We start from the raw sequence: 26,635 nt of genomic DNA, 5'->3' as shown, positions 1-26,635 counted from the left end.
TTAACCTGGCGGCCAAAGAAGGCTTCTTTTGCCCAATAGATGGAAATGGAGGTGGAAAACAGTTTGTCCTCCATCCTTACCCATATTATTTACAATTCGATATCCTGACTGATCTAGACCTAATTTTTTGGCTGTATTGGCTATTTGAAAAAGAAGTCTTCCTATAATCTGAAAATCTTCTTCTGTTGCCGTTGCAATTGATTCGATATGTTTTTTTGGAATGAAAACCAAATGAACTGGTGCTTGAGGGCTTATATCATAAAAACCTAATATTTCATCATCCTCATATTCGATTTTTGCTGGGATTTCTTTATTGATTATCTTACAGAATATGCAATTATCCATTTAACTTCTCTCCTTCCATTACTAAACTTCCAGCTCCGAGAATCGCTTGATTCTCTCCATAATAAATATTCAACCGATTCGAAAGTATAGGAAAAACAGATGAGTGGATTCTTTTGCTCAACCGTTCTCCATAGAGATGCCAAGATTGAGTAAGTCCTCCAACAAAAGAAATACTATCGACATTCAATAAGTTTACAATATTTCTTGCAGCATCCGCCAATACGTCACAGCCTAAATCCAAAATTTTTCGAGCTGCTGCATTACCTGATTCAACTAGTACAAAAAGTTCGGACACAGCGTTCAAAGTTGTTCCGGTCTCATCCTTATATCGACCTAATAATCCTTTTGCACTGAAATAGCTTTCAGCACATCCAAGGTTACCACAACCGCAAACTGCCCCGTCTTTGATGATGGTTGTATGGCCGACTTCCATTCCATTCCCATCAAAGCCATTGAACAATTTTCCTTCATATACCCAGCCACCACCAAGTCCCGTTCCGAGTGTGAATACAAATAGATTCTTGGAGCCTTTTGCTTTGCCAAAATAGCATTCACCGAGTGCCGCACAATTTGCATCGTTATTGAGATAGGCTGGAACATTGATTTTGTTAGTTATATATTGCAACACTTCGAATTGATTCAGTTTCGGAAGATTGGCAGATGAGTGAATGATTCCTTTCTTAGAATCTATGGGTCCAGGAGAACCAACTCCTATTCCATAAATAGAATTCTTATCTAACAACGAATCTATGGCAAGGCTTATTGCATGCGCAAAATGATCATTGTTCATGGATGCATCGGTTCTTGCAGTTGATTCTTTATGGATCTTCCCATTACGATCGATGAGACCAGCTTTGATGGAACCTGCACCAATATCTATACCTAAAATATAAGACATTCTACTCCTATAGATTATTTTATAATCTGTGAAAAACTACCATTCTTCATTTCGTAAATTGTTTTAGCATCAAAGGCGAGATTCATATCATGGGTAACAAGAAGGATGGTAAGACCCATGCGATTGTATTCCATGAGTAGCAATTGAACTAAATTGCTATTGTCTGGATCCAAGTCTCCTGATGGTTCGTCAGCGACTAGCATGGATGGATCATTGATTAGAGATCTTGCGATGGCGGCTTTTTGCATCTGACCGCCTGATAACTCTCGAGGAAGATCATTGCGAATATCACGCATTTCTAATCTATCTAGTAAGAATTCACATTTGGTTCTGTATTCGGCATCGGAGAACTTCCGAGTAAAGATTGCAGGCAATAAAATATTTTCTTCAACGGTAAGACTTGGAACCAGTTCGCTGAATTGGAAAATCATTCCCAAATCCCAAGCTCTCAATTTTGCAAGTGAGCTTTTGGAAAAGGAGGATAGCTTTTTGTCATTGTATAGGATCTCACCTTCGCTTGGAGAGATGAGTCCAGTCAAAAGAGAAAGAAGGGTTGTCTTGCCCGATCCGCTTGGACCAATAATTGCAACATAGTCTCCTGAGTTCACGTCAAACGAGATCGACTTAACTGCGGCACTATTTCCATAATTTTTGGATATGTTGTTCACTTTTAGCATCATTATTTGAGTCTCCTGATGCTTGAATACGGATCTTTGAGTGTTGCAAGTAGTACGCTTGGAATTCCAATCAGGCATACGACAAGAAAATATGTTAATAATGCAATGATCTCAATTTTTACGAAGTCGAGTAAAAATCTTGAACTTCCAGGATCGGGAATCAAAAAAAAGATGATGCCGTTCGCCAAAATAAAGGAAAATCCGGTTTGAAGAAATATCAATATTAGATGGAGTTGGACACAGATCCATGGATTGCCTCCGACTGCCATCATAATTCCGAGGTCTCCTGTTCTTGGAAAAATTGTTCCTAAGACAAGAAATGCCAAGGAAAATACGGCAAGGTAAAAAAGGAGGTCAGGAGAATTCTTCAAACCTTCGATAATAGAGAAAGTAATATCACCTGAAACGTTAATTTGCAAACGTAGTGCGAGGATAAGAAAAAAAAAGATGCCAGTAGCGAAAAAACCAGTAAATAAGGAATAGATGAAATCCCTTTTCCAAAAGCAGATCGCGTAGTTCAATACGGATATTTTGCTCATAATCTGAAGTCAGATTAAATTGGTAGGGGTATAAATCAAATGATTAAAACATGATCTTCGTCATTCTCATAGGAACTGGTATAATAATTCTTGGACTTGTTGGAACTTTTGTCCTGCAGTCCCAGCGCGACATATACGGTAAAGCTCTGTCGCTTGCTGCCTCTGGAAGTTTTATTGACGCAAGAGCCTTGATTCGGGACAAATTGGACGGATCTCCCGGTGACACGCGTTCCCACTTGGTACTTGCAAAAATCTATGCAATGGAAGGCGATTCCCTCAACGAAGCCAACCATTTGAGCAAAATACTTTCCATTGGAAAATTTGAAAAGGATATGAACCCGGTTCAAATTTCGAATCGGATTGCAGACATTTATTACACAAAAGATCTAAACGAAGAAGCATTCTTTCAATACCTCACAACTGTTGAAATGGAACCAAACAATCCAACGGCCTGTATAAGATTGGGATTTATGGCATTGGGTCAAAAGGATTTTAAAATTGCAGATCTTTTCTTTACTAGGCTTGATCCAGACACAATAAAAATGCCTGCATTCTTTGTTGCCAAAGGAGTAGTTAACGGATGTTTGGAGAAGGGGGGTGAGAGATCAATTTTTGAAAAAGCAATAAAGATGGAGAAAACTCCTGTTGCTAACTTTCTTTTTGCGATATCCCTTGCTAAAGAAAATAAATTTGATAAAGCAATTGATATTGCAGAAGAAATTGCTGATCAGATGGATGATGAATACATTCGTTACACTTTGTTCCAATTCATCATGTGTGTATCGGCTCGCATGGAAAATTACAGTCAGGCTATGAAATATGCAAGATTGTGTATGGAAATGGCAAGGCTTGCGGGTTGGGACATGGAGACGATTGAATCCGATATTCATTTTGCAATGTGCAGTATATATTTAGGTAAATATGAGGAGGCTTCTGAGTATCTGATTGAAGCCGAAAGCCAGAGAATTCATGAACCTGAAGTAATCGCACTTGCAAATATAAAGTATAAATTAGAACACAATCAAGGTAACTTAGCGATACTTCGAGATGAATATGATCTAGAAGGTGAAGTTCAGAGATTGTTTAGCAATATATTTCCTAATTCAAGATATTTTGAACTTTCGGGTATGCGAACCACTAAGCCTTTCAATATTCGTGGAATGTTGGATGAGGGCGGTAAAAAGATTATTAAAAAACTGGATCAAGTTGGTGTTGATCGCTTTGAGAAATTCTTATCTCTTCAAGGTACCAATTTCAAAAATGCTTGTGTTCGTATGATTCTGAGTATGAATTATCGAGTCTCTCGTGAAGTTGCAAACTCCGATGGTGATGGTGTCAACTATACGGGTATGTCCAAAGAAAATAAAGAGGATCGGGCACTTTTTCGATTTAGACGTTGGAGAGATTCCAAAATCTCGGATGTCTATCTGAGAGAAATGCTAAACGAAATGGAAGCTTATGAAGCTAACCAAGGTTATTTGATTGGAAATTTTGATCTAACAGAAGCTGCAAAAAAATTTGTCACACAACATGCAGAAAGATTTTTCTTTATCAATGGCAATGAATTCGATATCCTTCTTGGTAAAATATTGGAGTGAAGTTCGTTGGAAAAAGAAGAATAAGAGAAGAAATTTACCACAAAGTTCACTAAGTAATAAATAGGTCACAAAGGACTATGTTAGGTGTGGAAGCTGTTTGGGGTTTCTTTTAGTTAAGATATTAATATACTCTGTTTTTATTTCCTTTGTGTGCTCTGTGTCTACTTAGTGCTCTCTGTGGTTAAGAAAAAATATTTGCCACAAAGATCACTAAGTGCTTACGAAGGTCACAAAGGACTGTGCTAGGTGTGGAGGCTGTAGGAGCTGTTTGGGGTTTTGTGCTAGTTATGGCTATTTCTCTTCTCCTCTTCCTCTGTGCCTTTGTGTGAGCTGTATTTCTTTCGGAAGGTAATTGTGCTGCGGTGTGATCTGATTTTTTTTCATATTCAATTCATTTACTTATGTTTCTTAGAAACCACTTTGAGTGGCTAATACTATTCACGATAATATTTATATTCACATCCTAGTTTCTGGACGGGTAGAGAGGATGGAATTGGTATGAAACTCTTTCCATTAACCAATGATTTAGTATTCAAATCAGTTTTTACCAAAGACCCAAAATTATTAATATCACTGATTAATTGCATACTTTTTACAGATAGAAATAGAGTGATTGAAGAGCTTACTATTATCAATCCCGAAATTCCGACAAGCTTCTCAAAAGATAAGAGATCTATTCTGGATATACGCGCCAAGGACAGAGAAGGTCGTGAATTCCAGGTTGAGGTGCAAGTAGGTTTTCAGGGTGTATTTATCAAAAGATCGATTTTTTATCTCGCTGGAATGATTCGCGATCAATTAAAAGAGGGAGATGGATATTCAGAATTAAGAGCGGTATACCAGATAAATTTAGTTGATTTTGAATTATTTCCGTCTGTTGACTACTTTAGTAAGTATAGTCTAAAGGAAGAAAGGAATCCAGAACTTAGGTTGACAGATGACTTGGTGATTGTATTTATTGAGTTGCCTAAGTTTCTAAAGAAATTAGAAGAATTGGAAACTGAGCTTGATTACTGGATATATTTATTCCGGAATTCCGCAAAGTTAGAGGAGAAAGATATGGCGATTGTAATAGACAAAGCCCCGAATTTAGAGAATGCATTTAAGATACTAGAATCCTACTCTGCCGATCCTGAGAAAAGAAAACAGCTAGAAGAAAGGATTAAATCTGACAGGGACTTTGCATATGATCTTGCCGCAACTTACGAAAGGGGAGAATTTAAAGGTAAATTAGAAGATGCCCGATTGATGAGAGCAGAGGGAATCGAGCTATCAGTGATATTAAGAGTAACTGGTCTTTCGGAAAGTCTGCTGAAAGAAAACGGAATTATTTGATTTTATATTAAGCTATAGATAAATTTTCTATATCACAACCCTTATGCGGAGTGGCTCCTTCGTGACGGCTTTGGCCCATCACCAGCCCAACCCCCTGGATGGTGGGTAGACATTCCGAGTTAGCCACAGGACGGAACGAAGGAAACACGAAGCTTACCACAAAGCTCACTAAGTGCTTACGAAGGTCACGGAAAGTTGTGTTTAGTTTGGGTGTTGGTTGTGATGATTTTCTATTTTTGATTTCGAAATCTAAACAGTAGAGCAATTCCAATTAAAAATAGGACAAATGAACCAGCAATAGTTGTGATTGTATATCTTATCATTTTATGTTGTTCGGTGACCATTTCTTCCAAAAACGAGATGCGTGACTGGAGGAATTCATTCTGATCTCGTATTGCATCTGCTAGGTCTGATAATTCGCTTGAATTTATATGAGGATTTGTTGTAGATTTTCTGTTTGGAATATCGATAAGTTTTCTAGCTGATAATTCTTGAATTCGTTGTTGGACTAGTTGGTGAGTGCTCCAAACCTCGCTTGCATGTGAGAATTTTTCATAGGATGATTTATACAATCCTTTGTTGTAATCCTCTTCGGCTTCTAAGATTAGAATTTCTGTGGAAAGCAGCTCCAGTTGGGGGTCATTGATATTTACGATGGAGAGTTGCTGGATTAGATTTTTTGCATTCGAATATTCACGATTCTTGATATGATATCTAATAATTCCATGATCCTTCTCGCTTATTTCTGCCTTCAGCTTGAGAGAGAAGTTAGGTGCAAATATTGCTATTATCAAAGAAAGCGTAGTTATCAATCTATAAAATTTAATTCTTAGTAACTTGTTGTAAGAATTCTTAGGAAGGAAAAGCATATGAACTGAGGATTTGTTGTGTTCCATCATCTGTTTAAGATTACCGCTTTGTGTCCGAATCTTGGGCGTGGCATGACGGAGCCCGCATCTTGCCAAGGTGATGTGCTCGGACTGGAGAGTTCTAAACTATAAACGGTATCAACTGGAAGATTGATTTCTTGAGATCCGCCAAATAGATAGGCTTTCCTCTGTTCATAAGATATTTCCATCGCTGGATAGTACAGATTGGTCGGTAGATTGGATCCGATTACAAAGCTATTGGTCTGGGTTCCAAGAATACTATATTCAAATCGATTCGATGGAACAATTGCATTCACAGGTTGATTGATATCAATTGAAGTAGATCCACCAGCGATCAAGAATAGACTTGGATCATTGGGCGCTGTATCTCCTGTCCTTGGGCGATAACATGCTGAGGCAGATCCATGCCTTGCGAGGGAGTTGGAGGCTTCGATTTTTGCCGTGGTTGAGTTGGCAGATGGCACATAACTATCAGATGTTGCTTGTGGCGTTCCATTCTGGTAGAATCTTCCGCCTGAAATATAGATGGAACCGTTGAACTCACATCCTGACATATCCACTCGGGCAAAAATTGAGTTCGCTGAGGTATAAGAAGACCATTGCCCCGAATCACCAACTGTTGGTTGAAAACGTAGAACTGTATCAAGTATTGTTCCTGTTGTCATATCTGTTGATGTTGTTCCACCGATAGCATAGATGGATTCTCCCACCGATCCGACAACTGCTCCTTGTAAGGTGGTTGGTAGAGGACTCATGGTTGTCCAGGTATTCGTAAATGGGTCATATACTTCTGTAAGATTGGAGGCTGTTGTGGTTGTTCCATTGACTCGAATTCCACCAATGATATAGATTTTGTTCTGGTGTGTTAGAACTTGAGCATTGATTCGGGGTGTTGGAATCTGTGTTACAGAATTGTACCATCGGTTATCTATAGGATCATAAAAATCTATATCGGATACGGGCTGTTTGTTGGAACCTGTTCCGCCGACTATCCAAATGGATCTTTTGATTATATCTGAGTTGCTTGGTTGGGACACAAAAGAAAATGCAGGTCCAATTCCATTCTCACTTAGTCCACAGAAGACTTGGTAGTTGATCAATTCATTGCTTGCGAAATTGCCAATGGTGAGGGTATGGATATCAGAAGGAAGGAAGCTACTGAGCCAAGTCTCGTTGCCATTAACTGATCCGTAACGGATAAATCCTTCTACTTTGGCATTGCACTTCCATACAACCACAGCAGATGTCTCGTTAATCTGAGGAACGATTACCCATTCGAGTGTTGGATTGCCGGAGGCGACAGCTTCGTCAAGAAATGAGTTCGAGCAATTTGCTAAACCTAGAGTAAAAAATATGGGAATGAGTATTGCAGATATAACGAGACTTATATGATTCTGTGAGAGAGAGAAATGGAATGGTTTCATAATTTGACACCTGCGCTGATCTCGATTCCCGCTGCACATTTGCTTGCATTCTGCTCAATAAAACAAAGGGTTTGTAGGGCTGGTCTGAGATAGTAGTTCTCAGCGAACGCATATTCCATACCTAGGTCTAGTTGAACAATTGGTACGGTTCCATTGCGGTTAGAACCTGATCCTAAATCGGCATTGAATAATAAGTTCGATACGCCTCCGCCTAAATTCGTGTAGATGGATAAGTTTTTAGTCTCTGTCTCCCAAATTGTATAGTTTAGATAGATCTGAGCATTCAGGGCTTTTGCACTGGATGCTGGAAAAAATTGGAGGTAGTCTAGCCTGATTCCAAAGTTTATACTCTTATAATTAGCGAAGGCTGGTTCTAGATAGAATCCGAATTTAGAATAGCTAATGTATTCCGGTGACCAGGCTGGTATATTCAATATATTGGATGCGGAGATTCCTATCTTAGTTAACGGTGTTTTGGCTGCAACAAGTCGGTATTGTTCGGGGAAGTCGGGTGGACTTGGTTTGATGGGAATGGGTGGTTTGATCTGGTATTTTTTAATATTTACGAATCCTATTCCTGTTTTTAAAATAATCTCCTTGTCATTCTCCTCGACGAAGAGTCCGCGAAATTTGCTTCCATCTTCTAAGATTACCTCTGTTATAGTGTACGAATTGTCCGTTCCTGTCTTGGAATTGTCATAGGATTCGAGATCGGATTTGAGTATTTTGTATGTTATGCCCTTATATTTAACAGTGATTTCTTTAGAATCTTCGGTCTCTAGTTGAGCAATGAATAGATGTCCGTTGGGAAATACCAATTGTACGGCTAACAAAGATTCCATATTTATCATAAATATCATAAAAAAAACTAACAAAAGCAAATTTTTCTTCATTTGTATTGACAAGAATTCAAATTTTATCAAATATAACAAGAACAAAATGCAATTTAAGTTGTTTTAGAGTTCATTTTGTACAAATAAAGAAAAATTCAGCTCTGTGAGCTATGTTATGTTGGATAAAAAGTTGTTAAATATTAGAATAAAACGTTTCTCTAAAATTGTTCCCTATGGGCTTGCTTTTGGTGTTTTTGTAGCAATTGCCTTGGTTTTTAACTTTATTTCTTCGACTAGCCCTCTGCCACAGAGCCTGCCTGCGCCTTCGGTGGATGCAAATGGGAATCTAACAATGGCGTATCCCTTGGATATTCCCGAGGGAACTAGTGGGATGACTCCACAATTGTCGCTTAGCTATCATTCTCAAGGTGGTTCTCCTTCTATGGGTAAGGGTTGGGTGTTGTCTGGTCTTCCTGAAATTCGTCGGGATGCGGATACTAACTCGTACAAACCGCAAAAATTCTCCCATAGTTATAATGGTTCTATGGTTTTTATCAATGGTTCAGGAAACTACGGGTTTCGTGCAGAAAATTTTGCAAGGCTTGAGCCACAGGGCAATGCAAGCAATCCAGCCTCGTGGATTGAGAGGTCACCTGATGGGAATTGGAAGCTGTATGGAGATGGGAGTGACCATACAATTTCTTCACTGGATGGTTCTGAGAATTGGGTCTGGGCTATCAAGTCAGAACAAGACGTCTTGGGCAATCAAATCCACTATGAATACTATAAATCGGATGGGAATCTTCTTCCGAAAACGATTCGTTATGCCAATGGGAATCGCACCATTGAGTTTCTCTATGATGATTTCAATGATGATAAGATTAGTTTTGTTCTGCGAAATCAGCGCAAGGAGACTAAGATTCTCAAAAGTATAACTTTCTATACAAATGGAGATAAATCGCATAGCTACGAACTCGATTATGATATAGATAATGATCGTAAAGTTTTCTCACTTAATTCTATTTTATACAAAACGGATTCATTCACAAATACTCATATACCCATTAGCTTCCAGAAAACTGGTAAACCGCGTGGAATTATGGAATTATCATCCAATGAAGGAATCAATAATGAAGGTTATGGTGGATCCATTGATCTTGTGGATCGATTGTTCGAATTGATCAAACAGATTCTATTCAGTAAGATGATGAGTCAGGTGCAAGCGGGTGCAAGACGCGGAAACATGACTTCGCTCGAAAGAACTGCGACTTCAAATTTTAATGGAGCTATGTCAACTCTTAATCTCAATGTTTCTTCTAATTTCGCTGGAAGGTTTCCAGAACAAATGCCGAGCGCATTGAAGCGTAGTATAACGACAGCTCCTACAACTAGTGAAATTATCATGAATGTTGTCTCGGAGAGTTTGCAGAATCCAACAAAGAATGATAGTGAATTCCTATATGCAAGCACGGAAGGAATTGGACGTTTTCCAATCAAAGACAGACAATCTTGTGATTGGGGAACTATAGCTTGTATATGTTATGCGGTGGTACCTGGATGTCCTGCAGAAGTGATCAATTATTGCGGGGAATTTCTTTTCTTCGGAGGATTTGATTCTTGTCAAAATGGAATTACATCTCCCGTTCCAATGGCTATGCCAACCGATACCAATGGAGATGGAATCACGGAATATTCGCGACTGCTTGGACGGATGGATACATCTATGGCTTTGCATGTTCATGACGAGTATGGAAAATTTGGTGATACTGTTCTTCCCAATCTACCCATTCGTTACAATACCTATACAGAAATAGCAGATATTGATGGAGATGGTCGAACTGATTTTGCTTATCAATCAGGTGGTAAATTGCATGTTGCCTTCTCCGAAGGCAGCTATTATGCAGAACCTAAACCTTTTCTGCATGTGGATCTAAAAAATATGCCTGTTATATATCATAAGGCTGAAGAATACAAGAACAGTGATTTCCTTATGGACTGGAACCGTGATGGTAGAGCTGATTTTATACATGTTGAAGGAAAGCTTGTTCATGTGTATTTCTCGACGGGGAGGAATTTTGCCCCGAAAAAGACTTACAACTTAGGTGGTTATGATAGCATCGAGTTGGTATCGGTTAACGATGATAAGGCATCTGCTCATCGATTGTCAGGTTTTGCTGATATGGATGGAGATGGAAACCTAGATCATGTAATGGTTCGCCCACTTCTAGGTGGAGAATTCGATAGCTTTTTAACTAAAATTAAAGAAGAGAATGCCCTAGAACTTGAGCAGAAGAAAGCTGAGTTTGCTCCGCAAAAGAATCAGTTATTGGGAATAATTTCTAACCCATCGGCTTATTCTGGAGGCCAAATTGCTGAGACGAGAGGTCAGTTGCGGGAAGCAGATCGAGAAGACTATGATAAGTTTATTGCAGGTGAAAAAGAAATGGATTCTTCTTTTGAAGCAACTCTGATCGCGTCCTTCGATGAATTCTTTATTGGTCCAAAGATTGGAAATATTGTAACGGAACAAAGTGATCGGATTAAGGACGAAATCAAAAGACTTGCTGACCTAAATTTTAGTTTGAATTCCTTCGAGGTTGCAGTAACTTATTTTGATCCAAATGGCTTGGGCGTGCGACAAGAAAAATCGAATATTCTAGTCGCAGGACTTCCTGGAATGAATTGGCTTGTGGATGTAAATGGGGATGGATTGCCCGATCTAGTGAGTCTCACGAACCAACTAAGTAAAAAAAATCCGTATTCTATGGATGATAAATTCAATGATATTGAGAAAGTCATCGATGTAGAGTTAGTTGTTCGCTTAAACGAAGGAGGGCGATTCTCAAATTCTACCACTGCGACTTCAATAACATCTGGATTCTCAAAAAGTTCTGGAGGCTACCAACTCGGAGATGTGAATCTTGATGGTGAATTAGACTTTCTTGTTCCCACGGGCGAAAACGGAAAAAATTATGCAATCTATCTGGGTGATGGGAAAGGAGGTTTTACTCATTACAATCAAAAAACTATAAATCTACCTATAGAAGAAGAAGTAAAATCCTTTCGCATGGAAGACCGCAATGGTGATGGAGTCCCAGACATATATGTTCAATATGGAAGAAATTTCAAAACAAAAGTTGTACTTTCTCATGGTGATTTTCCTGAAGGTTTGATCACCAACATTTCCGACGGCAATGGCGGTTATACTCAGATCAACTATGCATGGAAAAAAGATATGCCAAGCGCTGTTGTGGAAGCTAATCGAAGTTATGAAAATGGGGTTCCCAATTACAGCCCGCAGGTTCTAGTCTCATCCATTACGTCTAAGTTGTCTGCAGATACGGCTCAATCTACCAAATCCTTCTCCTATTCCAATCAAAGATATAAAATGGGAGATGAGATTACTTCGGCAAATCTGGGATTTGAAACTGTAACAGAAACCCATTCAATCAACGGTATTACAGAAGCAATTGTAACAACCAGATATTCACAGAATCCGCAACTTGCTGGGAGCGTCTCTTGGCAAGAAGTAAGAGATGCAAATTCTGTGATCGTATCCAGAACGGATATGAGCTATGCTATCTACTATCCAACTGCAATTTCTAAGCTGGTTCTTCCCGTATCCACAACATCACTTAGTTATGTGAACGGCCAACTCAAAGATACAAAGACAACCACAACAACCTACAATCCAAGCTATGCATACAGTCCAGCTAGTGTTACAGAAAACTGGAACGGTCGACTCACGACGCAAGAAGCTTTCTATGCGAATGAACCAGGAATTGGAATCCTTGCCGAACCCATTGAAGAAATCACAAGCATCAACGGAGAAATGGTATCGCATGTAAAGAGAACGTACAATAACGGAAATGTGACAAGCGAATCAAAGCTTGTGGATGCAGGAAAATGGTATGCTCAGTATTTTACCTATGACTCAATTGGTAATGTCGTAACTCAAACCGATAGCTTAGGCAGAAGTCTCCAGTACACTTACGGCGGAACCAACGGCAACCTTCCGATCACAGCAACAAATGCAATCGGACAGACTACTAGCAAAGAATATGATCCAATCACAGATCTAGAAACCAAATCTACCGATGCAAATGGAAATATCACTACCATGGACTATGATAAATATGGTAGAACAACTGAAGTTCATTTCAATGGAAACAAAGTTCAGTCTATGTTCTATGAATATGCAGGTAGCCAGATGACGACCACCACCGTATCTCATAGCGTGAGCGGAGATAGCTGGACAAAGACAGTAGCTGACAAAGAAGGTAAGACAAAACGTACAGAAAGCCTCGTGACATCGGGAATTACTTCCACAGAAGAAACGAAATATGATGCTAAAGGACGAGCATTCCAGAAGAGCCATGCCTATCTGACAGGAGAATCACCAACCTGGACAACCACAGAATACTACCCAGTAAACGAAGACAATCAACAAAGACCGAAGCGTATAACAGCGAATACAGGTGAGATTACTGACATAACATATTCTCTAAACTCAACACAGATTACAATATCCAAAGACGGAGAAGTGATTCGTACAGAAACTGCTACATCAGATAACTTTGGACAACTCCAAACCAAAACGGTTCAAGGCAAAACCATCCAGTATACCTACAACACCATAGGACAACTTGTACAGGTAAAAGATCCAGGGAATGCAAACACGTCTATGACGTATGATCTTGGTGGACGCAAGAAGACACAATCAGACCAAAACTCAGGAACTGTGAGCTATACCTACAATCTAGCTGGAGAGATGATAACCCAGACCGATGCAAGAGGAGTGACCCAAAACTTTACTCTAGATGGCTTGGGTAGAATCACAAAAATAGAATCTTCTGGTGGAGGACTGCCGTCTGAGACAGCTACAATCTATACATACGATGCTCCAAACTCAATATCCAACTCTAATACAATTGGAAAACTCACTAAAATCTCCGACGCATCAGGACTCACAGAAATCGCCTACGATGCAAAAGGACAAGCCATCGTCGAGAAACGTTCTATAGACGATCTGACTTTATTCTTCCAAAGAAGTTACGATGAACTGGGACGGATGAAGACATTCACTTATCCGGAAGGAACGAAGATTGAGAATGTCTATCTACCTTCAGGACAGCTTACAACCATCCTTATCCACGCTCATGACGAAAGCTATGCAAACCAACCAGTGGTTCAGTATTATGGACCGATTGAAGAAGACGGAAAGCTCATAGTAAGAAGAAAAACTGGAAATAAGGTTGAAATGGACATCGCCTACGACAGACTCAGACAGAGACCAAATGCAATCACAACAAGACTGGGTGACGGACATATTGAACAGAGAGTCTCATACGAATATGACAAGAAAGGCAATATATCCAAGATATCTGATCTAATGAATGAAACGAGAAATCAAATATTCGAATATGACAGTATCAACCGAGTTACAAAAGCCATTGGCAAATATGGAGAAGAAACATATTCTTACAACACAAACGGAAATCTCACTAAGAGAGGAAAGTTTAGTCTCCAATACAACAATCCAAATCATGTTCATGCTGTGACACAAGCAAACGCAACTGAGACTGGTGCAGTAAACTACAGTTACGACTCAATGGGAAACCTAACCAATCGTAACGGAGACATCTACCGATATGACAGCAGATCTAAACTGAGCGAGATCACTACGGCTGGTGGAGACGTGTTCACATATTCATATGATCATACAGGACATAGAATCAAGAAGTATCTAAAGAATGCGGATACAACAACATATAGCTTTGGAAACTACTACGAAATCTTCCGTTCCCCTGGTGTTCCAGAAAAGCATACAATGTATATAACAGGAATAGAGGGAGATATTGTATCGCAATATACAAGACCTGATGCCAATCTACTGAATGCGGTTGCGATCAACGAAAGTATTACGAAGGAAAATGATCAAGATGTTGCTACCTTGTTTATCACTGGATACAACGAAATCAAAAGAGACTTATCACTCGTGTGGGACGGAATCCCAACAGTATCTATTATCCGAACAGGATATACTGTCCAAGTTCCAGTAAAACTATTTCTCTGGATGGGATTGCTACTTCTTGCAATCTACGCATCTATTCAAATCTCCACTGAGATTCAAGTCTCTGCTAGATTCGCATCAGCACTCGCCTTGATTCCCTTTCTATTCATCAATATCTACAGTTGCTCACCTGCCTTCTATGGTGGAGCATCTAGTGAGGAAGGAGTTCCGCCTTGGCTACTCGGACTTGGTATACCTGCTGATACACCTAGTGTAAACACAGAACCAGCTAGCTTAGGTGGCGGTGGATCTAGTGGAGTCGGAGGACAGAACACAGCTCGCATACCTGGCATGTTCTTCCTACATCCCGATCATCTTGGTAGCATAACCATGGTAACAGATGGGATGGGCAATGTTCTCGCAGGCGGTGAGATGGGTGGAAAGTCACATATCAGCTATAGACCGTATGGTGAGATATTGAGAACTGATTCATTTGGACCAGATGTGAGTAAATACAAATACACAGGACAAGAGGAAGATCGTGAATCAGGATTGATCTATTACAAAGCAAGATACTATGATCCTGCAATGGGAAGGTTTATACAAGCTGATTGTATGACTTTTCCTGGTAAGATTAATGGAATGAATAGAATGATGTATGTTGATGGAAATCCGATTAGTTATACTGATTCTACTGGGAAATCATCAGAAATTAGGGGTAGAGTAAGAAAAATGATTAAACATTTAGTTGGAGGTTTTAAAATTGTTGATTCATTAGCAAGAAGTCTAGGTAGAGGAATTGATCATCATGGAAAAAGCATGGGAAGAGGAATTGATTATGCAGCTAGAAAAGCCGGTCGTGGGATTGATGGAGGTGCGCGATGGCTAATTAGTGGAGGGGAATATTCCCGAAACAGGGGCAACGATATAAGATATTATGCAAACGCCGCAATTAAAAAGAACTATGGACAGTTCATTACCCCGCCACAAAAAAAGACTCAAGAACAAAAAAAGCAATTTATAAATGATCAAATAAAATTTTGGTTTATAGTCCTAGTAACAATTAGGGTATGTTCGCTTAGATGTGGTACAGATGTTAGTGTTCCAGAAGATATTCCTGAAAATGGCCCATGTAATCAGGTGGGGATTTGCACAGATTCGGATGGAAATAAATGTACATATGATATATACGTTGCTAATGGAGGAAATTGTCCATGATTAAAGAGATTAAACAAGAGAAATTAACGATCAAAGATATTAGTAAATACAGTATAGTATTTAGTTTAGCTATAATATTATTTTTCGTAAGTAACTGTAATAAGGATTATGAAGTAAGGGAAGTTAGAGATAGGACAGTTGTTGAAGCAAACAACTATATCTTATCAATTCTAAACTTATACCTACTTAGCTCACTAACATCAGGTTTTGGGTTTGGAAATTATGATTATAATGGTTCTGTGACTAGGACCTTAAATGTTGATGGTATCGAAGAGGAAGTTTGTATTGATATATATAAAATTAACAATTTAGAAGGTACGGATCCAGATAAAATTATTACAGGTTTCGAGAATGATCCTGTAGTTACAAAATGCAGTAAACAAAGATCACAAGATTTTCTATGTCTAACAGATTTGACAATTTACGCAAGTTTTTACTATTTTAAAAAATCTGTCAATGAGAATTCGAGTATTTTTCCATATTGTAAAGATACTTTGAAAGGAATTATGGTGCTATGATCGTGAGGTTTGATCTGAGGCTCGTAAAAACTAATTCATTGGATATATTGTCTGTTATGTTAGACATTTATTCGATTTGAATGGCTTAAAGTATTGGAATTCAAACTAAAATTGAAGAATATATAGAAAAAATCTCGATAATTGCAGAAGTGTGAGGCTCGTAAAAACTAATTCATTGGATATGTTGTCTGTTATGTTAGACAAATATCGGGTTTGCGAGGCTTAAAGAGTTGGATTTAATTTTAAAATAGGGGGATACTTAAGAAAAATACTCGAAAATCACAGATTTCTGAAATAGTTTTTGAGATTTAGATATAGTTCGATCCAGATACAATGAGAAAAAAGATTCAATCTAATTTAAAACCTTACGCAGCTTTTTCGTACGAATAGATATGATAGAGTCCATTCAATACTGGAGTAGCAACTAACTTAGAATCAGGAGGTTTATCTATTACAGAAGGAATTGGAGTTTCTTTGTTGATTGCGATATGAGTTCTATGATTGTTATAGAATATTATGAATTCATCTAGCTTAGTTTCCAGATGGAATTGATTCATTGGAATAAAGTAATCCAAGAATTCTTCTTTGCAGGTTTTTACAAATCTTTCGGCATAACCGTTTTGCCAAGGAGAGCGTATAGAAGTTCTCTTATGTTTGATTTTAGTCTTACCTAGAAATCGAGTGATGCGTTTACCAAACAAAGAATCATTATCGGAAATAACATATTTGATCGATAGATCTGATTTAACAGCTTTTCTAATGGATAGTTTTAAGATTCTTCGAACCCAATAAGTTGTTGGATGAGTATGAATTTCGTAATGTAAGATTCTTCTTGTTCCAAGATGCATACAGAATAGAACACGATAGATTTCTTGAAAATTAACTGAATAGACTGAAAAGAAATCTTTCACAACAATGCAATCAGCATGTAGATTATAGAAGTTCTTCCAAGAGAGCCTTTTCTTAGGATGAATTGGTCGGTTTGGAATGTATTTGGATATGGTTCTCTCGCAAATATCGAAACCTAACTTCAACATTAGCCCATGAAGCTTAGTTGCTCCCCAGATACAGTTCTCTTTGGCTAATCTTCGGATTGTTTTGATTGTATCCCAAGGAGTCATAGGTCTTCCAGATTTCTTTCTTGTACAGATCGAAGTCCAGAACTTCTTAAACCAATCTTTCCTCCAAGATAGAAGAGTCTCAGGTGTGACTAAGATTAGGGATTCTTTCCAGTTGGTTAAAAAAAGTGATAGAGCCAGTATTTGCAATCTCACGATGGGAGTTGTATGGAATTTCTTAAATCTTCTTTTGAATGAAGCGAGTTGAGATTTTAGAAGTAGGTTTTCTAAAATGAGTTGATTCTTGGAGTAGATCTGACTTAGGATAGTAACAAAGATTAGGAAAAATATGAAACAAGAGAATATTGAATCCATTGAAAAGAAATAACATCTGATAAATTTGAGTAAATAAAAATAATATAAAACAAATAAAATAGTGGATTAATATCGAATATGTATTATGATTAGAATAACAATGTGGGCACTGAATATAACAGGAATTTTATCATAGAATAACAATGCCTTCGACACTTGGAAAACAATACCAAACTCTAATTGCCGATATAGCAAATATTCATGAATCAGCATTGAGTGAAGGCAATGAGAACTGGAACAGTGCTGTGTTGGTTTCAAATTGGAGAATCGGTGAGAAGATAGTTAAAGTAGAACAGGGCAATCAGGATCGAGCGAAGTATGGCGAACAGATAATAAAGCAATTGTCTAAAGATCTAAATCGAAAGTATGGCAAAGGATTCTCTGTACGCAATCTTGCATATATGCGAAGTTTCTATCAAGTATACAAACTAAAAAATATACAACCTTTAATATCTTGGACTAACTATCGAATATTACTAGGAATAGATGATAAGAAGATTAGAGATCGATTTGAATCTAAAATTGTAAAAGAAAATCTGACAACCACTGAATTTCAGAAATTGGTAAAAGAGATCAACCAAGCCCAAGAAAATGGTAAATCCACCGATTTAGATCTAAATTCCACCAAAAACCAGCTAAAACGACCTAGTTTAGAGCTATTTAGATACCGTGTATCAGGGAATTTTAGTTTGAATTTTGCACGAGTCGTGCAAAATGTTGACCTTGGATTCAGAGTTAAATATGAGTTAGGTGAGAAATCTAATTTAGAGAAATATAAACCTGGATCAATTGTAACAGCATCAAAGACTAGCCATGGATTCCGATTTGAAAAAACGGATGCTGTTAGAGAATTATTTACATACAAAGCTTACCTTGATCGAGTGATTGATGGAGATAGTATCTTAGTTCACATCGATCTAGGCTTTTCTGTTTTTATTGAACAGAGATTACGTCTTCGTGGACTTGACTCTCCTGAGCTTACAGAGAGAGGTGGACAGAAATCTAAGAAATTCATTGAGTCAGAATTGAAAGATTGTAATTTTCTAATTATCAAAACTTCTGGAACAGATTTGTATGATCGATATTTAGCGGATGTATTTTATATTCCTAGTGAATGGAATGAGAAAAAAGTAATGGAGGAAGGAAACTACTTAAACAATCGATTATTACAGGAAGGTTTGGCGGTAAGAATATAATTTGTAACAATAAAAATATTCGTAAAATATATAAAATGTTTATTATTCCTAGACAGAATATTTGAATAGATAGAGAATAGAATTATTGAAGTTAGCGTAAATTAAAGAAAGTTTAAATTGTAACAATCTTTTCATTTGTTGGATTATTAGCCAACGGTGAAGACTGTAGCTGTTAGCCCCTGGTTTTAACCAGGGGTAAAACAGCAGAGAAGATTAATCCAGCGATAGGGACCCAGCACCAGCTTCACCGCCCTGGATGCTGGGCTTGTCGAAGCGGGGTCAATAAATTGAAGTTAAGGGAAGGTTATGATATTGAAAATAAATAACAATTTATTGACCGTAGCTGAGAGCCCGACCCAGCAGCATTTGTATTGTTTACTCGTAATTTATTTATTACACAAACATTTACAAATGGTGCTGGGATCGCCCAAAAAAAACACATCATCACTTAGTTATGTGAACGGCCAACTCAAAGATACAAAGACAACCACAACAACCTACAATTCAAGCTACGCATATAGCCCAGCAACAATCACAGAAAACTGGAACGGACGACTCACGACGCAAGAAGCTTTCTATGCAAGTGAACCAGGAATTGGAATCCTTGCCGAACCCATCGAAGAAATCACAAGCGTCAACGGAGAAATGGTATCGCATGTAAAGAGAACGTACAATAACGGAAATGTGACAAGCGAATCAAAACTTGTGGATGCAGGAAAATGGTATGCTCAGTATTTTACCTATGACTCAATTGGTAATGTCGTAACTCAAACCGATAGCCTTGGCAGAAGCTTGCAATATACCTACGGCGGAACCAACGGCAACCTTCCGATCACAGCCACAAACGCAATTGGACAGACTACTAGTAAAGAATATGATCCAATCACAGATCTAGAATTGTCCTCGGTGGATGCGAATGGAAATATCACTACTATGAACTATGATAAATATGGTAGAACAACTGAAGTTCATTTCAATGGAAACAAAGTTCAGTCTATGTTCTACGAAAATGCAGGTAGCCAGATGACGACCACCACCGTATCTCATAGCGTGAGCGGAGATAGCTGGACAAAGACAGTAGCTGACAAAGAAGGTAAGACAAAACGTACAGAAAGCCTCGTGACATCGGGAATTACATCCACAGAAGAAACGAAATATGACTCAAAAGGACGAGCATTCCAGAAGAGCCATGCCTATCTGACAGGAGAGACTCCAACCTGGACAACCACAGAATACTATGCATCCAACGAAGACAATCAACAAAGACCGAAGCGTATAACAGCGAATACAGGTGAGATTACTGAAATTGTTTATTCTCTAAACTCAACACAAATCACCATATCCAAAGACGGAGAAGTGATTCGAACAGAAACTGCTACATCAGATAACTTTGGACAACTAATTAGTAAAACTGTTCAAGGCAAAACCATCCAATATACCTACAACACCAAAGGACAACTTGTACAGGTAAAAGATCCAGGGAATGCAAACACGTCGATGACCTATGATCTTGGTGGACGCAAGAAGACACAATCAGACCAAAACTCGGGAACTGTGAGCTATACCTACAATCTAGCTGGAGAGATGACCACACAGACGGATGCAAGAGGCGTGACCCAAAACTTTACACTAGATGGCTTGGGTAGAATCACAAAAATAGAATCTTCTGGTGGAGGACTGCCGTCTGAGACAGCTACAATCTATACATACGATGCTCCAAACTCAATATCCAACTCTAATACAATTGGAAAACTCACTAAAATCTCCGACGCATCAGGACTCACAGAAATCGCCTACGATGCAAAAGGACAAGCCATTGTCGAGAAACGTTCTATAGACGATCTAACTCTATACTTCCAAAGAAGCTACGATGAACTCGGACGAATGAAAACATTTACCTATCCTGAAGGAACAAAGATTGAGAATGTCTATCTACCATCTGGACAGCTTACAACCATCCTTATCCACGCTCATGACGGAAGCTATGCAAACCAACCAGTGGTTCAATATTATGGACCGATTGAAGAAGACGGAAAACTCATAGTGAGAAGAAAAACTGGAAATAAGGTTGAAATGGACATCGCCTACGACAGACTCAGACAGAGACCGAATGCAATCACGACAAGACTAGGTGATGGACATATTGAACAGAGAGTCTCATACGAATATGACAACAAAGGCAATATATCCAAGATATCTGATCTAATGAATGAAACGAGAAATCAAATATTCGAATATGATTCAATCAACCGAGTAACCAAAGCAATCGGAAAATATGGTGAAGAAAACTACAGCTACAACCAGAACGGAAACCTCACTAAACGAGGAAAGTTTAGTCTCCAATACAACAATCCTAGTCATGTTCATGCTGTAACCCAAGCAAACTCAACTGAGACTGGTGCAGTCAACTACAGCTATGACTCGATCGGAAACCTAACGAATCGTAACGGAGACATCTACCGATATGACAGCAGATCAAAACTGAGTGAGATTACAACTGCTGGTGGAGATTTATTCACTTACAGCTACGATCATACAGGACATAGAATCAAGAAGTATCTAAAGAATGCTGATACAACAACATATAGCTTTGGAAACTACTACGAGATCTTCCGTTCGCCTGGTGTTCCAGAAAAGCATACAATGTATATAACCGGAATAGAGGGAGATATTGTATCGCAATATACAAGACCTGATGCGAATCTACTGAATGAGGTTGCGATCAACGATTCTCTTTCCGAACAAAATGAACAAGATATAGCCTTCATCATGATCACAGGCTACAGTGAAATCAAAAGAGACTTATCGTTAGTATGGGATGGTATTCCAAATGTATCTATTCTACGGACAGAATATACTGTCCAAGTTCCAGTAAAACTATTTCTCTGGATAAGTTTGCTACTCCTTGCAATCTACGCAAGTATTCAAATATCTAGTGAAGTGCAAGTCTCTGCAAGATTTGCATCTGCACTCGCATTGATTCCCTTTCTATTCATCAATATCTACAGTTGCTCACCTGCCTTCTATGGTGGAGCATCTAGTGAGGAAGGAGTTCCGCCTTGGCTACTCGGACTTGGTATACCTGCTGATACACCTAGTGTAAACACAGAACCAGCTAGCTTAGGTGGCGGTGGATCTAGTGGAGTCGGAGGACAGAACACAGCTCGCATACCTGGCATGTTCTTCCTACATCCCGATCATCTTGGTAGCATAACCATGGTAACAGATGGGATGGGCAATGTTCTCGCAGGCGGTGAGATGGGTGGAAAGTCACATATCAGCTACAGACCTTATGGTGAGATATTGAGAACTGATTCTTATGGGCCGGATGTATCTAAATACAAATACACAGGACAAGAGGAAGATCGTGAGAGTGGATTGATGTATTATAAAGCAAGATATTATGACCCAGCAATGGGAAGATTTATTCAGGCTGACAGCATGGCGTTCCCAGGGAAAATACAAGGTATGAATCGGATGATGTATGTTGAGGGGAATCCTGTGAGGTATGGCGATAAGAGTGGAAATAAGATTAGTAATAGCTGGGCTTATGCGGCTATTTCATATATTGTTGCGAAACAAGGTGGAGAATCAGATCAAAATGCTATGATGTGGGCAGCTGCTGCTTATGGAGTGGGTCGAGGCAAAGACAAAGCGCGAGGTGGATTCGGTCGAAATAATGATATTTCTAGGATGGGATCAAGGAATGATCATTTAGTACAGGACTACTCCAGAAAGTCAGCTAATAGTGCATCATGGAGATATAGTGCAACTGCGTATTTTGTGGCTAAGGCGGGCGGAGCTACTGATGAGGAAGCAGTTGCATGGGGTGTTGCCGGATTTCAAGTCGGTAGAGGTATTGACAAGAAAAAAGGCGGTTTTCTGAGAAACAATGATTTGTCTGTCGAATTAACTAATTCTGCCAAATATGTTCGGAAAAACTTTGACGATATTGATCTTGCAAGATCGCTTATGGGTTTAATCCCAGATGGGACCATTTATAATATCATCGTCTATGGATTGGACGATTTACTTGGACCAATTGCTTCTGGTATTGCTATAGTTATTATGCCCATCGCCACCTTAGCACAAATATGCTCAAATCCATCGGGAAATGTTCAATGTTTTTCAAGATAAATAATTCAATTATCACATTGCTGTTCTTATTTTGTTCGAAATGCAATACGTTTGAAATAAAAACTGAACATTATCCTGGAAATTTTATTTACTATAAAGGTGTAAGTCTTGAAACTACTGACAAAATTAATATGCAGCGTATAAAAATTGAAAAATGTTATCCTATATATTCAAGTCGAGTAGAGATATCTAGTGACTTAATGATTTATTTGGAAAAAGTTTATTCGAACACTATTTTTCATAATAATTTGATAGAATTTCGTCAATATAGTAGTAGGAATAGGAATGAAGATTGTATTATATTTCAAGGTGAAATTTCGTATGGGAAATAGAATATATTTATTTTTATTATATTTTTTTATGATGATTCTACCAATATATTCTCAAGATAGGTTCTCATTAAAAAAATTCAAACCAAAAAGCGTCAATTGTGAACCAAAGAATTTCAAAAATTGTAAAAGTTCGTTATTAGGTGGAAATTTTGATCTTGAAAATGAAATTGAAAAGTTAGGATTTAATGAAATGGTGTATATTAAATCTGTTTCAAGGGTTGAAACAATCTATTATTCATACAATTTTATTCCCTTTGGAGAATTTTGTATTATGATAGAATATTGTGATATTGAGAAAGATTAGTTAAGTGAGCTTTTGAGGCTCGCCCAGCACCCAGAACCATTTTAAAATTTATTTAATATTATAACGTCAACTAATCAAAAATGGTTGAGCCTCGTAATAACTAATTCATTGGATATATTGTCTGTTATGTTAGACATTTATTCGATTTGAATGACTTAAAGTATTGGAATTGAAACTAAAATTGAAGAATATATCGAAAAAATCTCGATAATTGCAGAAGTGTGTGCATTTTTCAATGATGTAGATATGGGTTCTCTATGATAATGTATAGAAAAAAGATTCAATCTAAATTAAAACCTTAAGCAGCTTTTTCGTACGAATAGATATGATAGAGTCCATTCAATACTGGAGTAGCAACTAACTTAGAATGAGGAGGTTTCTCTATCTCGGAAGGTATGGGAGTTTCTTTATTGATTGCGATATGAGTAAATAATAAAACTAAACATAATAATCCTAGACAGAATATTTGAATCGATCGAGAATTGAATTATTGAAGTTAACCTAAATTAAAGAAAGTTTAAATATTAACAATGTCTTCATTTGTTGGATTATTAGCCAACGGTGAAGAATGTAGCTGTTAGCCCCTGGTTTCAACCAGGGGTAAAACAGCAGAGAAGATTAATCCTGCGATAGGGATCGACCGAGCGCCCTCGTCGAGGGAGAGCCCGGTTCCTATCTATTTCGGAAAATAGTAGACGAATTGTTATACGAGGATAGTTTAAAGAAATGGATAGGAGATCGCCCAGAAGAAATAAGGTTGAAATGGACATCGCCTATGACAGACTCAGACAGAGACCGAATGCAATCACAACAAGACTGGGTGATGGACATATTGAACAGAGAGTCTCATACGAATATGACAACAAAGGCAATATATCTAAGATATCTGATCTAATGAACGAAACCAGAAATCAAGAATTTGAGTATGACGTTATCAACCGTGTAACAAAAGCCATAGGCAAATACGGCGAAGAGAACTACAGCTACAACCAGAACGGAAACCTCACTAAGAGAGGAAAGTTTAGTCTTCAATATAATAATCCAAGTCATGTTCATGCTGTGACACAAGCAAACTCAACTGAGACTGGTGCAGTCAACTACAGCTATGACTCAATCGGAAACCTAACGAATCGTAACGGTGATATATACCGATATGACAGCAGATCGAAACTGAGTGAGATCACAACTGCTGGTGGAGACGTGTTCACTTACAGTTACGATCATACAGGACATAGAATCAAGAAATATCTAAAGAATGCTGATACAACAACGTATAGTTTTGGAAACTACTACGAGATCCACAGATCACCTGGTGTTCCAGAAAAGCATACCATGTATATAACTGGAATAGAGGGAGATATTGTATCGCAATATACAAGACCTGATGCCAATCTACTCAATGGAGTTGCGATCAACGATTCTCTTTCCGCACAAAATGAACAAGATGTTGCCTTTATCATAATCACAGGCTACAACGAAATCAAAAGAGACCTAAGTCTTGTGTGGGAAGGAATCCCAAGCGTTCAGATTCTCCGCTCAGGATATACGGTTGTTGCGCCAGTAAAACTATTTCTCTGGATGGGATTGCTACTCCTTGCAATCTACGCAAGTATTCAAATATCTACAGAGATTCAAGTCTCTGCTAGATTCGCATCTGCACTCGCATTGATTCCCTTTCTCTTCATCAATATCTACAGTTGCTCACCTGCCTTCTATGGTGGAGCATCTAGTGAAGAAGGAGTTCCTCCTTGGCTACTCGGACTTGGTATACCTGCTGATACGCCTAGTGTAAACACTGAACCTGCTAACTTAGGTGGCGGTGGTGGAGGCAGTGCAAGCCAAGCAACTGCGAGAATCCCAGGAATGTTCTTTATGCATCCCGATCATCTCGGTAGCATAACAATGGTAACAGACGGAATGGGCAATGTTCTCGCAGGCGGTGAGATGGGTGGTAAATCTCATATCAGCTACAGACCTTATGGTGAGATACTTCGAACCGATTCTTATGGGCCGGATGTATCTAAATACAAATACACAGGTCAAGAGGAAGATCGTGAATCAGGATTGATGTATTACAAAGCAAGATACTACGATCCTGCTATAGGAAGGTTTATACAGAATGACAGTATTTTATTTACAGACAAAATTCAAGGTATGAATCGGATGATGTATGTGGAAGGGAATCCAACTAAATTTGGGGATTCTTCTGGAAATAGAATTAGTAATAGTTGGGCTTATGCGGCAGTAGCATACTTAGTTTCAAAGCAGGGTGGATCTAGTGACCAAGAAGCCATGACTTGGGCAGCAGCAGCTTATGGTGTCGGTCGAGGTAAGGACAAAGCACGCGGTGGCTTTCAACGAAATAATGATCTATCTAGAGGAATTGGAGGGCTTAAAGAAAGTGCCACAAGATCTCTAAATTATTATTTTCATAATAGTAATGGTCAAGGACAAAGAAGTTTAGCTAGGTTTTTCGCAGGAGCCGTTCTAACAGCTGCCGTGTTACTTTTTATTGATAATAAGTCTATTTCCGATGCAACATTTCTCTTAGCGGTTGCAGCTACTGCGCTCGGTTACTTACAAGATAATGCTAAGCGTAAAAGGGATCGATCAATTCTGCCAGGAAGTAGAAGAAAACATAATGCGATGTATAAAGATTTGCAAGTATATTCTTCTATTGTATCGTCCTATTACATGGCCCTATCAGGTTATCGACCTCCACCAAGTTTCTGTGATGCAAAAGATCCTACGATTTGCAATGATAATAAAGATAATATATATTTAACTAGCAATCCACAAGATCCTATAAGTAGCGGTGCAGGAGCAGACTGTGTTCTCTTAGTTTATACAGTTACCTGTTTTTCTGATAAACCGAGAGATCCGAATGGGACGGCGACTTGCATTACTCTTTTTGGATTTACAGTATGTGGGGCACCTTAGTGTTA

The 26,635-nt window shown here is 38.5% G+C and carries 16 protein-coding genes; 8 read left to right on the top strand and 8 right to left on the bottom strand.

What is annotated here, in order from left to right; translation table 11 throughout:
• From O4O04_RS12415 to O4O04_RS12400, 4 genes are read right to left on the bottom strand one after another with little or no spacing between them, the layout of a single operon-like run.
• On the bottom strand, nucleotides 1-345 hold the full coding sequence (locus O4O04_RS12415) for a histidine triad nucleotide-binding protein (RefSeq protein ID WP_272532050.1): 345 nt from the start codon (nucleotides 343-345) through the stop codon (nucleotides 1-3).
• On the bottom strand, nucleotides 338-1,243 hold the full coding sequence (locus tag O4O04_RS12410) for an ROK family protein (protein ID WP_272532048.1): 906 nt from the start codon (nucleotides 1,241-1,243) through the stop codon (nucleotides 338-340). The genes O4O04_RS12415 and O4O04_RS12410 overlap by 8 nt, the downstream gene beginning before the upstream one ends.
• A gap of 14 nt (nucleotides 1,244-1,257) precedes the next feature.
• Nucleotides 1,258-1,923, bottom strand: a complete 666-nt coding sequence (locus O4O04_RS12405) for an ATP-binding cassette domain-containing protein (RefSeq protein WP_272532046.1) — start codon at nucleotides 1,921-1,923, stop codon at nucleotides 1,258-1,260.
• Entirely contained in the window at nucleotides 1,923-2,339 is a 417-nt protein-coding gene (locus O4O04_RS12400; protein WP_272532044.1) for a hypothetical protein, read from the bottom strand. The genes O4O04_RS12405 and O4O04_RS12400 overlap by 1 nt, the downstream gene beginning before the upstream one ends.
• A gap of 170 nt (nucleotides 2,340-2,509) precedes the next feature.
• On the opposite strand from O4O04_RS12400, the gene O4O04_RS12395 reads away from it, so the two are divergent.
• Together O4O04_RS12395 and O4O04_RS12390 are read left to right on the top strand one after the other, a co-directional pair.
• Nucleotides 2,510-4,057: a restriction endonuclease gene (locus O4O04_RS12395; protein WP_272532042.1), complete on the top strand. Its 1,548-nt coding sequence runs from the start codon at nucleotides 2,510-2,512 to the stop codon at nucleotides 4,055-4,057.
• Nucleotides 4,058-4,555: 498 nt separating this feature from the next.
• Nucleotides 4,556-5,392, top strand: coding sequence for an Rpn family recombination-promoting nuclease/putative transposase (locus tag O4O04_RS12390; RefSeq protein ID WP_272532040.1), 837 nt, complete (start codon nucleotides 4,556-4,558; stop codon nucleotides 5,390-5,392).
• Nucleotides 5,393-5,622: 230 nt separating this feature from the next.
• Here the strand turns inward: O4O04_RS12390 and O4O04_RS12385 are convergent, their stop codons facing one another.
• The 3 genes from O4O04_RS12385 to O4O04_RS12375 are packed head-to-tail and all read right to left on the bottom strand — an operon-like array spanning nucleotide 5,623 to nucleotide 8,599.
• A complete protein-coding gene (locus O4O04_RS12385; RefSeq protein ID WP_272532038.1) occupies nucleotides 5,623-6,291 on the bottom strand; it encodes a hypothetical protein in 669 nt (222 codons plus the stop codon).
• Nucleotides 6,288-7,706: a Kelch repeat-containing protein gene (locus tag O4O04_RS12380; protein WP_272532036.1), complete on the bottom strand. Its 1,419-nt coding sequence runs from the start codon at nucleotides 7,704-7,706 to the stop codon at nucleotides 6,288-6,290. The genes O4O04_RS12385 and O4O04_RS12380 overlap by 4 nt, the downstream gene beginning before the upstream one ends.
• Entirely contained in the window at nucleotides 7,703-8,599 is an 897-nt protein-coding gene (locus tag O4O04_RS12375) for an LA_3334 family protein (protein WP_272532035.1), read from the bottom strand. The genes O4O04_RS12380 and O4O04_RS12375 overlap by 4 nt, the downstream gene beginning before the upstream one ends.
• A gap of 130 nt (nucleotides 8,600-8,729) precedes the next feature.
• Between O4O04_RS12375 and O4O04_RS12370 the strand changes: the two genes are divergently transcribed.
• Complete coding sequence (locus tag O4O04_RS12370) at nucleotides 8,730-15,770, top strand: RHS repeat-associated core domain-containing protein (protein ID WP_272532034.1); 7,041 nt, start codon at nucleotides 8,730-8,732, stop codon at nucleotides 15,768-15,770.
• A complete protein-coding gene (locus O4O04_RS12365) occupies nucleotides 15,767-16,288 on the top strand; it encodes a hypothetical protein (protein WP_272532033.1) in 522 nt (173 codons plus the stop codon). Before O4O04_RS12370 ends, O4O04_RS12365 begins: the two co-directional genes overlap by 4 nt.
• 365 nt (nucleotides 16,289-16,653) lie before the next feature.
• Here the strand turns inward: O4O04_RS12365 and O4O04_RS12360 are convergent, their stop codons facing one another.
• Nucleotides 16,654-17,721 carry an integrase core domain-containing protein gene (locus O4O04_RS12360; protein ID WP_272532032.1) on the bottom strand — a complete coding sequence of 356 codons (1,068 nt, stop codon included), beginning with the start codon at nucleotides 17,719-17,721 and terminating at the stop codon, nucleotides 16,654-16,656.
• 143 nt (nucleotides 17,722-17,864) lie between these two features.
• Between O4O04_RS12360 and O4O04_RS12355 the strand changes: the two genes are divergently transcribed.
• The 4 genes from O4O04_RS12355 to O4O04_RS12340 all read left to right on the top strand — a co-directional run bounded on the left by O4O04_RS12355 (nucleotide 17,865) and on the right by O4O04_RS12340 (nucleotide 26,630).
• Nucleotides 17,865-18,917 carry a DUF1016 N-terminal domain-containing protein gene (locus tag O4O04_RS12355; protein ID WP_272532031.1) on the top strand — a complete coding sequence of 351 codons (1,053 nt, stop codon included), beginning with the start codon at nucleotides 17,865-17,867 and terminating at the stop codon, nucleotides 18,915-18,917.
• Between the two features lie 306 nt (nucleotides 18,918-19,223).
• Nucleotides 19,224-23,054 carry an RHS repeat-associated core domain-containing protein gene (locus O4O04_RS12350; RefSeq protein WP_272532030.1) on the top strand — a complete coding sequence of 1,277 codons (3,831 nt, stop codon included), beginning with the start codon at nucleotides 19,224-19,226 and terminating at the stop codon, nucleotides 23,052-23,054.
• A 285-nt stretch (nucleotides 23,055-23,339) separates the two neighbouring features.
• Nucleotides 23,340-23,690 carry a hypothetical protein gene (locus O4O04_RS12345; protein ID WP_272532028.1) on the top strand — a complete coding sequence of 117 codons (351 nt, stop codon included), beginning with the start codon at nucleotides 23,340-23,342 and terminating at the stop codon, nucleotides 23,688-23,690.
• A gap of 726 nt (nucleotides 23,691-24,416) precedes the next feature.
• Complete coding sequence (locus O4O04_RS12340; RefSeq protein WP_272532027.1) at nucleotides 24,417-26,630, top strand: RHS repeat-associated core domain-containing protein; 2,214 nt, start codon at nucleotides 24,417-24,419, stop codon at nucleotides 26,628-26,630.
• The last annotated feature ends 5 nt before the right edge of the window (nucleotides 26,631-26,635 follow it).

The sequence above is a fragment of the Leptospira sp. GIMC2001 genome (assembly GCF_028462125.1).
Classification (GTDB): Bacteria; Spirochaetota; Leptospiria; order Leptospirales; family Leptospiraceae.
This window is presented reverse-complemented; position numbering and strand designations above follow the sequence as displayed.

Coding starts and splice junctions, on each gene's coding strand:
- O4O04_RS12415 (WP_272532050.1), bottom strand. CDS start 345: ATGGATAATTGCATATTCTGTAAGATAATCAATAAAGAAATCCCAGCA.
- O4O04_RS12410 (WP_272532048.1), bottom strand. CDS start 1,243: ATGTCTTATATTTTAGGTATAGATATTGGTGCAGGTTCCATCAAAGCT.
- O4O04_RS12405 (WP_272532046.1), bottom strand. CDS start 1,923: ATGATGCTAAAAGTGAACAACATATCCAAAAATTATGGAAATAGTGCC.
- O4O04_RS12395 (WP_272532042.1), top strand. CDS start 2,510: ATGATCTTCGTCATTCTCATAGGAACTGGTATAATAATTCTTGGACTT.
- O4O04_RS12390 (WP_272532040.1), top strand. CDS start 4,556: ATGAAACTCTTTCCATTAACCAATGATTTAGTATTCAAATCAGTTTTT.
- O4O04_RS12385 (WP_272532038.1), bottom strand. CDS start 6,291: ATGATGGAACACAACAAATCCTCAGTTCATATGCTTTTCCTTCCTAAG.
- O4O04_RS12380 (WP_272532036.1), bottom strand. CDS start 7,706: ATGAAACCATTCCATTTCTCTCTCTCACAGAATCATATAAGTCTCGTT.
- O4O04_RS12375 (WP_272532035.1), bottom strand. CDS start 8,599: ATGAAGAAAAATTTGCTTTTGTTAGTTTTTTTTATGATATTTATGATA.
- O4O04_RS12365 (WP_272532033.1), top strand. CDS start 15,767: ATGATTAAAGAGATTAAACAAGAGAAATTAACGATCAAAGATATTAGT.
- O4O04_RS12360 (WP_272532032.1), bottom strand. CDS start 17,721: ATGGATTCAATATTCTCTTGTTTCATATTTTTCCTAATCTTTGTTACT.
- O4O04_RS12355 (WP_272532031.1), top strand. CDS start 17,865: ATGCCTTCGACACTTGGAAAACAATACCAAACTCTAATTGCCGATATA.
- O4O04_RS12350 (WP_272532030.1), top strand. CDS start 19,224: ATGATATTGAAAATAAATAACAATTTATTGACCGTAGCTGAGAGCCCG.
- O4O04_RS12345 (WP_272532028.1), top strand. CDS start 23,340: ATGAAGATTGTATTATATTTCAAGGTGAAATTTCGTATGGGAAATAGA.
- O4O04_RS12340 (WP_272532027.1), top strand. CDS start 24,417: ATGGATAGGAGATCGCCCAGAAGAAATAAGGTTGAAATGGACATCGCC.